At 41.6% G+C, this 13,491-nt stretch carries 11 protein-coding genes; 9 read left to right on the top strand and 2 right to left on the bottom strand.

Annotated elements, in window-relative coordinates; all coding sequences use genetic code 11:
- Positions 1-782: 782 nt before the first annotated feature.
- Together NSS64_RS29065 and NSS64_RS29070 are read left to right on the top strand one after the other, a co-directional pair.
- Positions 783-1,910 (top strand): S1 family peptidase, encoded by a 1,128-nt coding sequence (locus NSS64_RS29065; protein WP_341142354.1) that lies wholly within the window; start codon positions 783-785, stop codon positions 1,908-1,910.
- An 81-nt stretch (positions 1,911-1,991) separates the two neighbouring features.
- Positions 1,992-2,525, top strand: a complete 534-nt coding sequence (locus tag NSS64_RS29070; RefSeq protein ID WP_341142355.1) for a DUF3221 domain-containing protein — start codon at positions 1,992-1,994, stop codon at positions 2,523-2,525.
- A 280-nt stretch (positions 2,526-2,805) separates the two neighbouring features.
- On the opposite strand, the gene NSS64_RS29075 is transcribed toward NSS64_RS29070, so the two are convergent.
- Positions 2,806-3,369: an RNA polymerase sigma factor gene (locus NSS64_RS29075; protein ID WP_341142356.1), complete on the bottom strand. Its 564-nt coding sequence runs from the start codon at positions 3,367-3,369 to the stop codon at positions 2,806-2,808.
- Between the two features lie 328 nt (positions 3,370-3,697).
- On the opposite strand from NSS64_RS29075, the gene NSS64_RS29080 reads away from it, so the two are divergent.
- From NSS64_RS29080 to NSS64_RS29110, 7 genes are all read left to right on the top strand, one after another.
- Entirely contained in the window at positions 3,698-5,941 is a 2,244-nt protein-coding gene (locus tag NSS64_RS29080) for a U32 family peptidase (RefSeq protein ID WP_341142357.1), read from the top strand.
- 14 nt (positions 5,942-5,955) lie between these two features.
- Positions 5,956-6,639 carry a response regulator transcription factor gene (locus NSS64_RS29085; protein WP_341142358.1) on the top strand — a complete coding sequence of 228 codons (684 nt, stop codon included), beginning with the start codon at positions 5,956-5,958 and terminating at the stop codon, positions 6,637-6,639.
- Positions 6,640-7,641 carry a sensor histidine kinase gene (locus NSS64_RS29090; protein ID WP_341142359.1) on the top strand — a complete coding sequence of 334 codons (1,002 nt, stop codon included), beginning with the start codon at positions 6,640-6,642 and terminating at the stop codon, positions 7,639-7,641.
- A 101-nt stretch (positions 7,642-7,742) separates the two neighbouring features.
- Entirely contained in the window at positions 7,743-8,681 is a 939-nt protein-coding gene (locus NSS64_RS29095; protein WP_341142360.1) for a VanZ family protein, read from the top strand.
- Between the two features lie 24 nt (positions 8,682-8,705).
- A complete protein-coding gene (locus NSS64_RS29100; protein ID WP_340945924.1) occupies positions 8,706-9,389 on the top strand; it encodes an ABC transporter ATP-binding protein in 684 nt (227 codons plus the stop codon).
- Positions 9,386-11,980 (top strand): FtsX-like permease family protein, encoded by a 2,595-nt coding sequence (locus NSS64_RS29105; protein ID WP_341142361.1) that lies wholly within the window; start codon positions 9,386-9,388, stop codon positions 11,978-11,980. Before NSS64_RS29100 ends, NSS64_RS29105 begins: the two co-directional genes overlap by 4 nt.
- A 58-nt stretch (positions 11,981-12,038) precedes the next feature.
- A complete protein-coding gene (locus NSS64_RS29110) occupies positions 12,039-12,506 on the top strand; it encodes a hypothetical protein (protein WP_341142362.1) in 468 nt (155 codons plus the stop codon).
- A 107-nt stretch (positions 12,507-12,613) separates the two neighbouring features.
- Here NSS64_RS29110 and NSS64_RS29115 read toward each other — a convergent pair whose 3' ends face one another.
- A complete protein-coding gene (locus tag NSS64_RS29115; protein WP_341142363.1) occupies positions 12,614-13,360 on the bottom strand; it encodes an MBL fold metallo-hydrolase in 747 nt (248 codons plus the stop codon).
- Positions 13,361-13,491: the final 131 nt, after the last annotated feature.

A 13,491-nucleotide genomic window follows, 5' to 3' on the forward strand; every position in this document is an offset into this window, starting at 1 on the left:
GATAGTTAATCAAGTACTTCAATGATGGCCTAAGTTAATTTGAGAGCAATATAAATAAATTCAAGGAAGCATGCCCTCCACCACGCACGATCCATCAAGCCAAACCCAAGGAGAACGCCCGTCACAGGCATTCTCCTCTCGTATCGATACTCCCTCCATTTTCCTTATTCATTTGTCAGCCAATCTGTTTTTTTATTTCCTCAAACTCTGAAATTTTATAATTTCTTCTAACTTCATCTCATGTTTCTTTGTAAGGACTTGGTTAAGTTTCAGTTCCTCTAAATGGGTATCCAAGTCTGCCACAGAAGAGAAAGATTGGTAGGTGCATACCTTAACAATGAATCGATAACCACCGGCATTTGCCTTCACTACCTTGTGGTGCTACTTTATGATGAAAATCAAGGCATCCTTATATCTATTTTAGTAAGCGACCTTAATAAAAAGACAAACCCTAATAACTTAAGGTTTCACACTGTGTTAAATCTCTTGAAAATCAAAAGTTTATTAATGAATTTGAGCAATATGCTTAGTTATTTTTCTTTTTTAGATATATTTACAAAAAAAGCGTTAGAATTCCTTTTATTAATCAGTCTCTATATATAGACAAACATCTTTGACCTGCTTCATATCAGTTTATATGGAGGTGTAAAGTTGAAAAGATACTAATTAATATTTTTTATCTAATTTGATTAATGTAGTAGCTGTCGTAATTAAACAAACATTATGTTATAGAAAAGAAAAAATGAAGTAATCACAACACAATTTCAGGAGGATAAAAATTTATGAGAAGATATTTAAAAATTATGAGTTTAGCATGTATGCTTATGTTATTTACATTCAATGGCTTTGTCTCTGCGGAAAGTGGCTCTGATTCAATTAATTCACGTTCTACAAAAGAGGAAAGAGCAGTAGAACTAAATAAAGTAATACAGGAGCAAATTCATTCAAACAGTGATCTTGAAAAGGCTTACGCTGGAGTCTATATTGATGATAATGGTGTGCTTAATATCAACTTCGTTGAAAAATCTTTAGAAGTCAATAAATTTTCTAAAAGCATTAATGAAGTAAAGTACAATGTAGTAGCCAATAGTTTCGAGGAATTGAGAGAAACAAAAGATGTATTAACTGATAAAATGAATGAACTTGAAATTCGTGCCCTTGGACTTAATGAGAAAAAAAATAAAGTTGTTGTTTATTTTCAAGACAAATTAAGTGAAGAGTCTATTGAAAAAATTAATTCAATTATAGACCCTGAAACTGTTGAATACGATATAGATAAAACACAAATCAAGACTACAGCTAATATCATAAATGGAACTCAATCAGTTATTGGCTCAGATGGGATGACTGTCGGATTTGCTGCAGTTAATTCCTCAGGTACTAAAGGATTTGTTACAGCAGGTCATCTTTCCGCTGGTGTAGGGTCTACTGCCAAAATTAATGGTAACACTGTTGGCACACTAAGAAATAAAACTTTTGGTGGCGGTGTGGATGCTGCTTGGGTAGAAGCAACGGGTTCTTATACTCCTACAAAAACTTTCTCAAATGGAGATACCTATAGTTCCGCTGCAACTGATACTTCTAATTTAATACAAGGGAAAACAGTTTATGCGTACGGTTCAGTATCGGGAAAACAAACCGGACAAATACTAGAAGCGTATTACACAGTAACATATAATGGAGCTATAATGGTTGACACAGTAAAAGCAAACTATAAGGCTATTCCTGGCGATAGCGGTGCTTCGGTATGCTATTATAGATATGTTGGATCTGCATCTTCAGTTTATTCTGTCATGGGAATTCAAAGTGCAAGTGCCTTATTTAATAACGCGTGGGTTTCTGGTACTTCTTATACTATTTTCACTAGAACTGATAAAATATTTTCAACCTTAAATCTTTCAAATCCATAATAATTCACTTTAAAAGTCACACTATTTTTGCTACTGAATAGTGTGACTTTTTTGGATTTTGATACAAAGGAGGGATTTAAATTGAAGTTATATTTAGTTGCAATACTACTAATAATGGTTTTGTTAAGTGGTTGTTCAGAGAATAATTACAATGAGGTGAAGGGGGGGGGCAATACAGTGGATATAAAGGGGAGTTACATTACCAAAATAGAAAATGATCGAATACTTGCAGTGAGTAATAAAATACAAGATTTCAGTTCAAGTGGTGGCCAAGAAGTATACTATGATGCAGTATGGCTTCAAGGAGTGAAAAATAAAGATCTAAAAGTAGGGCAAAAGATTGAGTTCACAACCAAAGGCATCACTTTAACAACCTATCCCGGTAGTGTTGAAATAGATCAATTAAAAGTAATCAATATTATCTTTGATGAAGCTAAAATGTTACCTGATGAAGTAATTCGAAAAGTAATTGATAGAAATCCAAGTATTAATGTTTTTGTAGTTAAAGATCTACAATTTGATCCAATAAAAAAGAAGTGGCTAATTAGTTATCTAGAAGGTCTTAAAGTTAACAAAGATACTGAAGTAATGAATACGGAAATAATGGACAAATAAATGTTCAAGAAAATGATTTCTGAAATGTATTGTTACTAGCGATAAAAGCAAAAGGAATCAGCCAGTATACCGCTTTATCTTTTTATATATCCTCGTATCATTAATTTTACGTTACTAAAGGTGATTATTACCATACAAAATCGAAGTGTTGGATTATATTATGAAAGCGTTATGAAGAAGGAAACGGAATTTTTAGATAGCAAAATGGGGGGGTTATTAGGTATTTCTAAATGCTCTTGGTTTTGAATTATGAAATTTTGCAATTCATATTTTTTCATGACTAGTCATTTGAACCACCCCATCTATCTTGAAATTGTTGAAGCAATTTTTTGCGAGCACGAGCGAGTCTTTGACTTACTGCTTGTTCTGAGATTTGCAGCAGAGCGGAAAGTTCTTTGTAAGACAACCCTTCAATATAAAAGAGAGTAATAACGATTCTATAATCAGGTTTTAGGCTCATGATTGACTGATGAAGCAGCTCATACTTAATCTTATCTTCTACTTGTTGAATAACCTCGACTTGCTGTTCGGGGATTTGTATATTACCTTCATCTATATTTATGCTATGTAAGTTGATTAACTGATTTTTTTTAAGTATATCCAATGCTGTATTTCGAGTAATTTGTTTTATCCAAGCGTTAGTATTTATAATTTCGTATTTATGAGCGTTAGCGTTAGCCTTAAAGAAAGATTCTTGAATAATATCTTCTGTCATTCCGTGATCATTAGTCAAATAATAAGTGTTCTTATAAACCAGATTGTAGAATGAGAGGTAGACGGTTTCTTGTTGCTCAAAACTAAGTAATTCAAAGTCTTGATAGAATAGATAAAACCATTCCTTCATAAGCGTCATCCTATTCTCTTATATTTTCATAAAAGTAAAGTTATGTATAATATATGATTTTATAATTTGATTGTCAAACTTTTCGGGCCGAAAAACCTTTATAAGACTGGGAAAATCGACAATCTAATGTTGAAGTTCACTTTTGACTAATTTGGAAATCTTCTTGCTTTCAGTAGTTGTAATTACCTGGATCAAATCTAGGACTTGCAAGAAACAAAAGCGCAAGCCATTGGTTTGTGCTTTTTGCCGCAGCTTAAGTGTAGTTCATATTCTATGATGAATGGTGCTGAGTTTGAGCGGTTATTGAAGTAGGAGGTAAGGATCATTTATGACTGAATTATTAGCGCCAGCAGGAAACATGGAAGCTTTAAAAGCTGCAATATCTAATGGTTGTGATGCAGTATACTTAGGCATGCAAAAATTTGGTGCACGCGCATACTCATCTAATTTTGATCTAGAAACGTTACAAGAGGCCGTTACGTATGCGCACCTGAGGGACGTTAAAATCTATGTTGCCATGAATACCATCGTGTTCGAAAACGAAGTGGAAGAGATGAAAGAGCAGATACACGAATTAAATGAAATCGGTGTGGATGGCATTATCGTCCAGGACCTGACGGCCTTCGATTATATCGTTAAAAACTTTGTTGATATGGAAGCACATTGTTCCACTCAAATGGGAATAGACGATGTAGACGGAACTTTATTATTCAAAGAACTTGGTGCTAAAAGGGTTGTTCTGTCCCGTGAGGTTAAGATTGAAACAGTCAAAGAGATCAAAAGAGCAGCTGACATCCCTTTAGAGATTTTCGTTCACGGTGCGTTATGTGTATCTTATTCGGGAAACTGTCTAATGTCAGGACTAAGCGGCTTTCGGTGCGCCAATCGCGGAAGATGTGTGGGTTCCTGCCGTAAGGAATATGATCTGATGGATCAGACAACAGGTACATCTTTAGGCAAAAGCTATATTTTATCCACTAAGGACTTGAACACCATCGATTATATCGACGATTTAAAAGAAATCGATTCTTTAAAAATAGAAGGCCGAATGAAAGTGCCGACGTATGTGGCGAATGTGGTATCCAAATATCGCAAGGCGTTAGATCATAAAATCACCGAAGCAGATAAAGAAAATCTGAAGAAGACATTTAATCGCACCTTTACCAAAGGATATTTGTTCCACGAGGACCGGAGGAATATCACAAACATCGCAAGACCTAATCACTTTGGTTATGAGATTGGAACCATTAGCAGGCTTGAGAAGGACAGGTATGAAATCACACTTACACGTCCTTTAAATCAAAATGATACCATTCGAATAAGCCACAACAATGAAGATGTTAATTTGACGGTTGCCAAGCTATACAACAAAGACGGCGACTTAATCAACACAGCAGATGGTGTCTGCTATATCAAAGTCAAAGAAAAGATGTCTGCGGGAGATATAGTCTATAAAACGAAGGATTATTTCTACCACAAGGAATTAGAAGCGTCACTGGAAAAAGAATTTAAGCGGTTCGACCTGGATCTTAGAGTATATGCATATCCAGGTTCAAAGCTTGTCATAGAGGCGGAGGGCTTAGGCTTTAATTATTCCTATGAAAGTGAGGAAATACTAGGCGAAGCCATTAATAACCCAACAACCAAAGACCAGGTCATCAAGCAATTCTCCAGATTAAATGATACAATATTTGAACTTAATCATGTCGATTATGAGGAAGGCAATGCGTTTATTCCAGCTAAGCTGTTAAATGCCGCAAGAAGAGATATTGTACTGGGCTTATATGACTTGAAGCTTAACAGCCAGCAGAAAAGAACCAAGGCTGTGTCTACAAAAGAAAAAATAAGCTTTGCCCCTGTAATGCCATACCTTACGGCCTCTGTAACGAATCAGGAACAGTATGATGCCTGCGTGAGCTGTGGAATTAAGGAGATCTATTTTGACAATGTGGTTAGAAGAAATCAGAATGATTATAAGGAACAAGAAGGGCAGCTGCTGATCGGCGGATATGGCGGCATTTATCACTATAGAGACACCAATCCGTTTGTTACGGACTATTCTCTAAACGTTATTAATGCTACTAGCTGCTATGAACTCTATAAATTAGGTGCCAAGCGAGTCACTTTATCTTATGAAATGAATAAGAGCCAAATTGAAGATGTATTGAATGCCTATGTTGAAGAAAATGACGGCTATCCTGCACTGGAAATGATTGTGTATGGCAAGGCTCCGTTGATGTTCACCAAATATTGTCCGATGAGAAAAATGAATCAATGCAGAATTTGCAGAACGAAAAGCTATGAGTTAAAAGATGAGCAAGGAACGTTCCCTATCCTTTCCCATGAGGATTGTACAGCGACTATTCTTAACGGGAAGACGCTTAATCTGTTGGATGAGCTGCCGAATATCAAAGGAATCGAGGCGCTCCGGTTAAACTTCACCGTTGAATCTAAAGAGCAGGTTGTAGAGGTCATTCATATGGCCTCAGGCAAATTAAATGGCTCAATGAATCATGCTGTCTTTAATCCGGAAACCGACACAAGAGGGCATTATAATAAAGAGATTGTGTAAAGGATGACCTTCAGATGAAAATATTATTAGTTGAAGATGATAAGACGATCGCTTCGGGACTGGAATATTCGCTGCAGCAAGAGGGTTATTGGACTGTTCTCTGCCATAATGCCGCTTCAGCTCGAAAGGTGCTTGCCGAAGACATCGATCAGTTCACTTTGTGCCTGTTCGATTTACAGCTTCCAGACGGAACGGGCTATGAATTATGCAAGATGGTGAAGGAACGGCGGGATATTCCGGTCATTTTCTTAACGGTGATTGATGATGAGGTCAATGTCGTGATGGGGCTCGATATGGGAGCCGATGATTACATTACCAAACCTTTTCGGGTTCGCGAGCTTCTCTCCAGGATCAAATCCGTCTTGCGGAGATACCAGAAGCTGTCCCACGCCGGAGCGGTCATCGACATTGACAATGTGCGCATCCATACGCTGGAAGGCAAAGTATATAAAAACGGTTCCGAAATTTCGCTAACCGCCTTGGAATACCGCTTATTGTTGATCTTTGGCAACCACGTTGGACAGGTCCTCAGCAGGAATCAGCTCTTGGAGCAAATCTGGGACGTGGCCGGCGACTTCGTGAATGACAACACGTTAACGGTCTATATCAAAAGGCTAAGGGAAAAGCTGGAGGATAATCCGGAGCAGCCGGCTCTGATCAAAACGGTACGCGGTTTAGGCTATAAGGTTGGTGATTAGATGCTGCGCAATCGGGAAAATCTAGTATTATTGCTCGTCATGGGCTCGATCAGCTTATCGGCGACCGTCATTGCTGCTTTCATTTCGTCTGCCGCCGCAGCCCTGGTTATTATTGTATCCGTGCTGCTTACCGGCACAGCTGTATTATTCACAAAACGGAGATATTACGAGCTAGAGAAGCTGTCCGTCTATTTGCGGGAGACTAGCAGCGGCCAGGCCTCCCTTGACCCCCGCGATAATCAAGAAGGTGAGCTTAGCATCTTAAAGAATGATATTTACAAGGTGACACGCATGCTCTCCGAGCATCGTTCGCTATTGCAGCAGGATAAGCTTCAACTGACCGATGCCATCTCCGATATTTCACATCAACTCAAAACACCGATCACCTCTATGACAGTCATGGCAGATCTGTTAAGCGCCCCTGATCTGCCTCCACTCAAAAGAACGGAGTTCACCCATCATATTCGCATTCAGCTTGAACGGATCGATTGGCTTGTTTCATCCTTATTAAAGCTAGCGAAAATGGATACGGGAACTATCCCGTTCAAAAAAGATCGAATACACATGAAAACCCTAATCCAAAAGGCACTGGAGCCGGTTATGATTCCGATGGATATTAAGGGACAGACCGTTTCCATCACAGGGGATGACAACGTCTCTTTTGACGGCGATTTGCATTGGACTGCTGAAGCGGTTATCAATATTTTGAAGAATGGAGTGGAGCATACACCTGAGGGCGGTGCGATTACCATCACATTTTCCGACAACATGCTATTTACGGAAATCGTTATTGCTGACAACGGAGAGGGCATTCCGAAAGAGGATTTGCCTTATATATTCAAACGTTTTTATAAAGGAAAGAATGCTAATGAAGGAAGCATCGGTATAGGGCTTGCGATGGCTCACAGCATCATTGCAAGCCAGAACGGCGTGATTGATGTAACGAGCGACAAAGGGACTGGTACAGAGTTTCGGATCAAATTTTATAAGCATGTCATTTAACAGCACTCCGTAAGTGACTGAACTGTCACCTCCAACGTCACTGTAAAGTCATTTTAGACAGATAAAATGATATTCATCAGATGAACGATGGAGGTACAACCATGCAAATGAAGCAGCAGCGCAAGATTACTTTTTTTATCACGATAGGCTACACACTGATTATTCTTTATTTTATGTTTTTTGCTTTCGGCAGAGCGGATACTGTAGATCAAACCAGTCAGTACACCTTTATTTTTTTGCCGGACGATTTTTTTAGGGTGCCGGGTCTTTCCGATCTCCTGCATCCGACACTGATGGACTTGGTGGGTATTGGAAACCTTGCAGCCTTCATACCTTTTGGCATACTGTTCCCGCTGTTATACCGCACCAGCTTTGTTCGCTTCATGACAGGGTTTATCCTGTCCATTCTTGTGGTGGAGACCATCCAGGCACTAACATTCCTCGGCAGCTTTGACATGAACGACGTCATAAAGAACTCATTGGGCGCTGCTATTGGATTCGGGGCGTACAAGATTGGCTTCCGTACAAAAACCTACTGGAGAAATATCACTGCTACGGGATTTGCCGGTGCTGTCTTAATGCTCGGCGTGTGGGGGGTCTTAGGAGTAGTGGATCAAGTGTTCACCAAAGAGTTGGCCCCTTTTGTAGCGATAAACGAATGGAAAGATAGTACCGGAAATCGATTAACGGGAACCAAACAGGACAGTCTTAAGATTGGCGGTCAAGACGTGACACCCCAATATAATGTGTATGGCATCGAAGGTAAAAAGAAGGAAACATATACGTATTCGCTAGACAATAAGGGAGAACTGTATCTTAGCTTGAATTATGGAATTCCTGATCATAAGGATTTTCAGGGCAGCCTTAAGGTTACCGTTGACGGGAATGAGCTCCTGTCTGTATCTGCAGAAGATCAGCTCCATGAGCCGGATAATAGGATCCTTCATCTCACCCGGGCTAATGAGCTTAAGATAACCATTGAGGGGAATGAAACCCTTTGGGATGTTGGATATAGAGAGATGGTGTATACCTGGAATTGAGCATCTAGGGAGGGAGGAGTGGCAATGGAGATTTTAACCATTGAAAATTTGTCCAAAATATACGGCACAGGCGAATCCGCGGTGAAGGCGCTTGATGATGTTTCCTTTTCGGTCCAAAAAGGCGAATTCGTCGCCATTATCGGACCTTCCGGATCGGGGAAATCGACACTCCTTCATATGCTGGGCGGTGTGGATCGACCGACTGGCGGGAAAGTGTATGTTCAGGATACGGATATGTATACCTTGGACGAAACGCAGCTGGCCATCTTCAGACGCAGGCAAATCGGGCTGATCTACCAGTTTTTCAATCTGATTCCCGTCCTGACGGTGGAAGAGAATATTACGCTGCCGCTCTTGCTGGATCAACAAAAGGTAGATCAAAAGCAATTGGCTGATCTTGTGAATACGTTGAATTTGCAGCATCGATTAAACCATCTGCCGAATCAGCTATCCGGTGGACAGCAGCAGCGTGTCTCGATTGGCAGGGCGATTATCGGCAATCCTGCGATCATGCTGGCCGACGAACCCACCGGGAATCTGGACAGCAGGAATAGCAACGAGATCGTCGTTTTATTGAAAATGCTGAATAAGACCTATCATCAGACACTGATCGTAATCACGCATGACGAACGGATCGCCCTGCAAGCCGACAGAATCATTTCGATTGAAGATGGGAGGATTGCCAAAAACGAGGTGATCAGGCGATGAATATTGTCAATACATTAACCATCCGGCATCTGAAGCAGAACAAGAGACGAACACTTGTGACTATTTTTGGCGTAATTATTTCGGTATCCATGATGACCGCTGTCATTACGCTTATTTTTTCCTTTGCGGATTTAATGATTAGACAAACTATCACAGATACAGGGGAGTGGCATATTCAGTATCAAGATATAACCAAGAAACAGCTTGCGGCGATACAGGGCGATGATGCAACCAAAACGGTTGCAATCACAAGAGACCTTGGGTATGCCCCATTAGAAGGGGGACAAAATTCCAATAAGCCGTACTTGTTCATTAAGGAATATGATGTGCAAGGGTTCACACAATTTCAGATAGAAATAAGCAAGGGACGTCTTCCGCACACGGACAAGGAGGTTGTGATCTCCGAGTCTGTTGCAACAAATGGCAAAGTGAAGTACGAAATCGGCGACCGTCTAACGCTTCGCGTAGGCGACCGGTTCGACCAAGGGGGCGATCATCCCCTGGATCAGACGGAACCGCTGCGCAGGAAAGAAGGCACATTGACCGAGACATTACAGCATAGCATAATTAGGGATTATACGGTGGTAGGCTTCATTAAACGCCCGGTGTCGGAAACGCCTTGGGCCCCGGCTTATACGATTATTAGCTATGTCGATGATCATATCATCGGGGGGGACGATCGGGTCGATGCGTCGGTGGTCTTGCAGCAGGTCAATCCGTTCTTGTTCGCACATGCGGAGAAGCTGGCTGAGAAAAACCAAATTGACACTGTCCAATATAATAACGATTTGCTTCGTTATTATGGCTTGTCCAGCAGCGGGGCCTCATCCAGCATGATGTTCTCCTTATCGGCAATCATTATAGGGACCATTATCATTGGCTCGGTTGGACTCATCTATAACGCTTTTGCGATATCCGTCTCGGAACGTTCCCGCCATCTAGGGATGCTCGCAAGCGTGGGGGCGACGAAAAGGCAGAAGCGAAATTCCGTATTTTTTGAAGGTATCGTCATTGGTTTGATCAGCATTCCCATTGGTATCTTATGCGGTCTTGCCGGAATCGGAATCACCTTTTCGTTCATGAACACAATGATTGAAGGGGCATTATGGACTAGTGAAAAGCTGAGGCTTATCGTCACGCCGTTATTGCTCTTGATTACTTGTCTTGTTTCGATGCTGACGATTTTCGTTTCGGTGTATCTCCCGGCGGTTAAAGCATCCAAGGTATCTCCTATGGACGCGATTCGCCAAACCACTGACGTAAAGCTTACGGCCAATGCAGTGAAGACGCCCGAGATCATTCGTAAGCTCTTCGGAATCGAAGCAGAAATCGGGATGAAAAACTTAAAAAGGAACAAACGAAGATATCATGTTATTCTTTTTTCGCTTGTCATCAGCATCGTATTGTTTTTGACGATATCGTTTTTCACGACTGGCCTGACACAATCTCTGGCATTGTCGCTGGAAGGCATCAATTACGATATTGAAGTGTCGTCCAGTAATGGCGAAAGACTAGATGACCGGTTGATGCAATCGCTGGTATCTCTGGATGGCGTCACGGAATACAGCGTCAGTCATGAGTTAGTCAGGAACGCTTGGGTCGATGCAGCAAGCATCGCCGACGAGTTGCAAGAGAAGGTTAAGCAGGATAAGAGTATGCTCCAAGACGGGAAATACCCTTACGAAGTTAAGCTCTATGCACTGAATGATTCGAGCCTGCAAGCCTATGCCAGAGCGATTGGCGCAGATTACGAACAGCTTACGGATCTGGATCATCCCGCCGCAATCGTGATGGATACGATTCATTACAAAGATATAGATACCGGGAAATATATTCAGACGAAGTCCATATATGCGAATATCGGACAACCTATCGAGCTAACGAGTTTTATTAAAGCGGGCGGGGAAGAAACGAAGGCAAATCAAGTGATATTTGCCGCCGCATTGACGGATAAGGCACCGATGGGGATGAGCCCGTTAGGCGTAGGCGGGTTAAATATGATCGTGTCAGAACGCGTCATGAATCGGCTGGCAGACGGCGAGGAGCTGGCTAACGCTTCGATGTACCTCCATTTGATAAGCAAGGAACCGTTGAAAACGCAGCAGGAAATTGAAGCGATGAATGAGACCAATCTGAATGTCTACAATGTAAATCAATCCAGAATAAGAGAAGAACAACAGATTCTGCTGATGAACGTCTTTTCTTACGGTTTTATCGTATTAATCTCTGCGATTTCCGTTGCGAACATCTTTAATACGATCTCTACAGGGCTGGCTCTTCGGAAACGGGAATTTGCGATGCTGAAATCCGTAGGCGCGACGCCAAAGGGGTTTGCAAAAATGCTGAACTATGAGAGTGTTTTTTATGGGGTCAAGTCGCTCTTGTATGGGCTTCCTGTCAGTTTCGCCGTGATGGTTCTGATCTATAAAGCATTTGCGAACAAATTCAGCTATGGGTTCACCCTGCCCTGGATGAGTATTCTGTCTGTCATTGTGTGTGTATTTGTCATTGTCAGCTCTGCGGTAGTTTATTCCGGAGCTAAAATAAAAAAGGAGAATATTATTGATGCATTAAAGCAAGAGAATATATGATTTACTTGGTATTGAAATGTATTTTGTATGTGACGGCGAAAAATCAGGAGTATATTAATTGAGTGAACACAAGGAGGATACCGGGATGAGAATGCCAAGCGGCAGCGAGCTGACAGTGCTATTCGAAGGAGATGAGCAACAGCTGCAGCAATTTACTTTTGCGTACAGCGTCATTGTAGATTGGGGAGAAGAGGACGAGGAGATCATCCGGTTGTTCGGTAAACGGCTTCCAGATGAAACGGTTGAGGTGACATCAACGGACAAAGGACTGGACGTTACCTACAATGGACAACTGCATTCGATTGCGCTTACCTTCACCGGACAAGACCGCTACATCACGATTCGCGGCTTTCAGGAGCTGATCCGGGATAAATACGAAATCCGGCTGTTTGAGGACTCATATTTTTCGGATACACACGAATTTTTGATTTTACCGAAGCGGCAGTGGGAAGAGCTGGATGCCCGGTATCCGGCACGGAGCAGGGAGATATTCCGTGTCATCGATGATGAGCTCGATTTTCCGTAACATTTACAAGTTGGATGCATCCTAAATGTTTTTGAAACAAAACGGCCCCTGTCCGCATCGTTTGCGGCAGGGCCGTTTTCCGTTTTTCATGCGCTAGCTTCAAATTGCTATTCTTGCCATACATTCATAGGGTCCCATGGCTTGATCTGATTGCCATATTTTCCGGCCAAAAAAGCATTCATGTCTTCCAGCTTAGCAGGCACCTCGTTCCAGGCTGGAAGGGGGGATAACCCCCGTTTGCTTTTCAATAGGATATCCACGGTAACATACAAGCGTTCTGGCTGAATCCAATGAAGGAAGCGGGAAATATCAATTTGCTTGGTCAAGGACAAGGAATCAATTTCGTCATTGTAATGCTTGTTGAACTCGCTGATCAGGTTCAGGAGGTAGTCCCTCTGCTCCTTCACGAAGTCCAGGCCGCAGATGGCGCCATGTCCTGGAACAACGATTTCGGGTTTAATTTCATCAATAATGCGATCAAGCACTTTAACCCAATTGAGGGTTCCCTCTTCGCTGTATGCCGTACAACCGTTAAACACGACATCACCGGCGAACAGCACTTTTTCTTTGGGCATCCACAGCAGCAAGTCACTGTCGGAGTGGGCCGGGGCTACGTTGTAAATCATGACTTCCGTATCGTCAAGCCGGATACTGATATCGTCCTTGATCTGAATATTCGGGTATACCCATTCTACGCCCTCCAGGTCGAATCCTTCAAATTCTGCTGCAAAAAACCGCTCACCCGAAGTCGATTCCAGAGAATCCTTCCCTCTTCTGATGACGTTGTCCATCCAGCTGATATTCTCGGTGAGACGCTCTCTGGAGGCTTCCTTGTGCATAATTGTCTCAGTCATAAGCTTGGTGAGTACCATTTATTAAGGTTTCATGCTGTATATCAGTTACTTCAAAAAAATTTCAGGGTGAGTCAAAAAACACTGACCGTAACTGATCTTCACCCTCAATACTTCATATCTATATTTTCAAC

Source organism: Paenibacillus sp. FSL H8-0122 (assembly GCF_038005345.1).
GTDB lineage: Bacteria > Bacillota > Bacilli > Paenibacillales > Paenibacillaceae > Paenibacillus_AQ.

Excerpts from the sequence above, each read along its gene's own strand:
- NSS64_RS29065 (WP_341142354.1), top strand. The coding sequence starts at position 783 with ATGAGAAGATATTTAAAAATTATGAGTTTAGCATGTATGCTTATGTTA.
- NSS64_RS29075 (WP_341142356.1), bottom strand. The coding sequence starts at position 3,369 with ATGAAGGAATGGTTTTATCTATTCTATCAAGACTTTGAATTACTTAGT.
- NSS64_RS29080 (WP_341142357.1), top strand. The coding sequence starts at position 3,698 with ATGACTGAATTATTAGCGCCAGCAGGAAACATGGAAGCTTTAAAAGCT.
- NSS64_RS29085 (WP_341142358.1), top strand. The coding sequence starts at position 5,956 with ATGAAAATATTATTAGTTGAAGATGATAAGACGATCGCTTCGGGACTG.
- NSS64_RS29090 (WP_341142359.1), top strand. The coding sequence starts at position 6,640 with ATGCTGCGCAATCGGGAAAATCTAGTATTATTGCTCGTCATGGGCTCG.
- NSS64_RS29095 (WP_341142360.1), top strand. The coding sequence starts at position 7,743 with ATGCAAATGAAGCAGCAGCGCAAGATTACTTTTTTTATCACGATAGGC.
- NSS64_RS29100 (WP_340945924.1), top strand. The coding sequence starts at position 8,706 with ATGGAGATTTTAACCATTGAAAATTTGTCCAAAATATACGGCACAGGC.
- NSS64_RS29105 (WP_341142361.1), top strand. The coding sequence starts at position 9,386 with ATGAATATTGTCAATACATTAACCATCCGGCATCTGAAGCAGAACAAG.
- NSS64_RS29115 (WP_341142363.1), bottom strand. The coding sequence starts at position 13,360 with ATGACTGAGACAATTATGCACAAGGAAGCCTCCAGAGAGCGTCTCACC.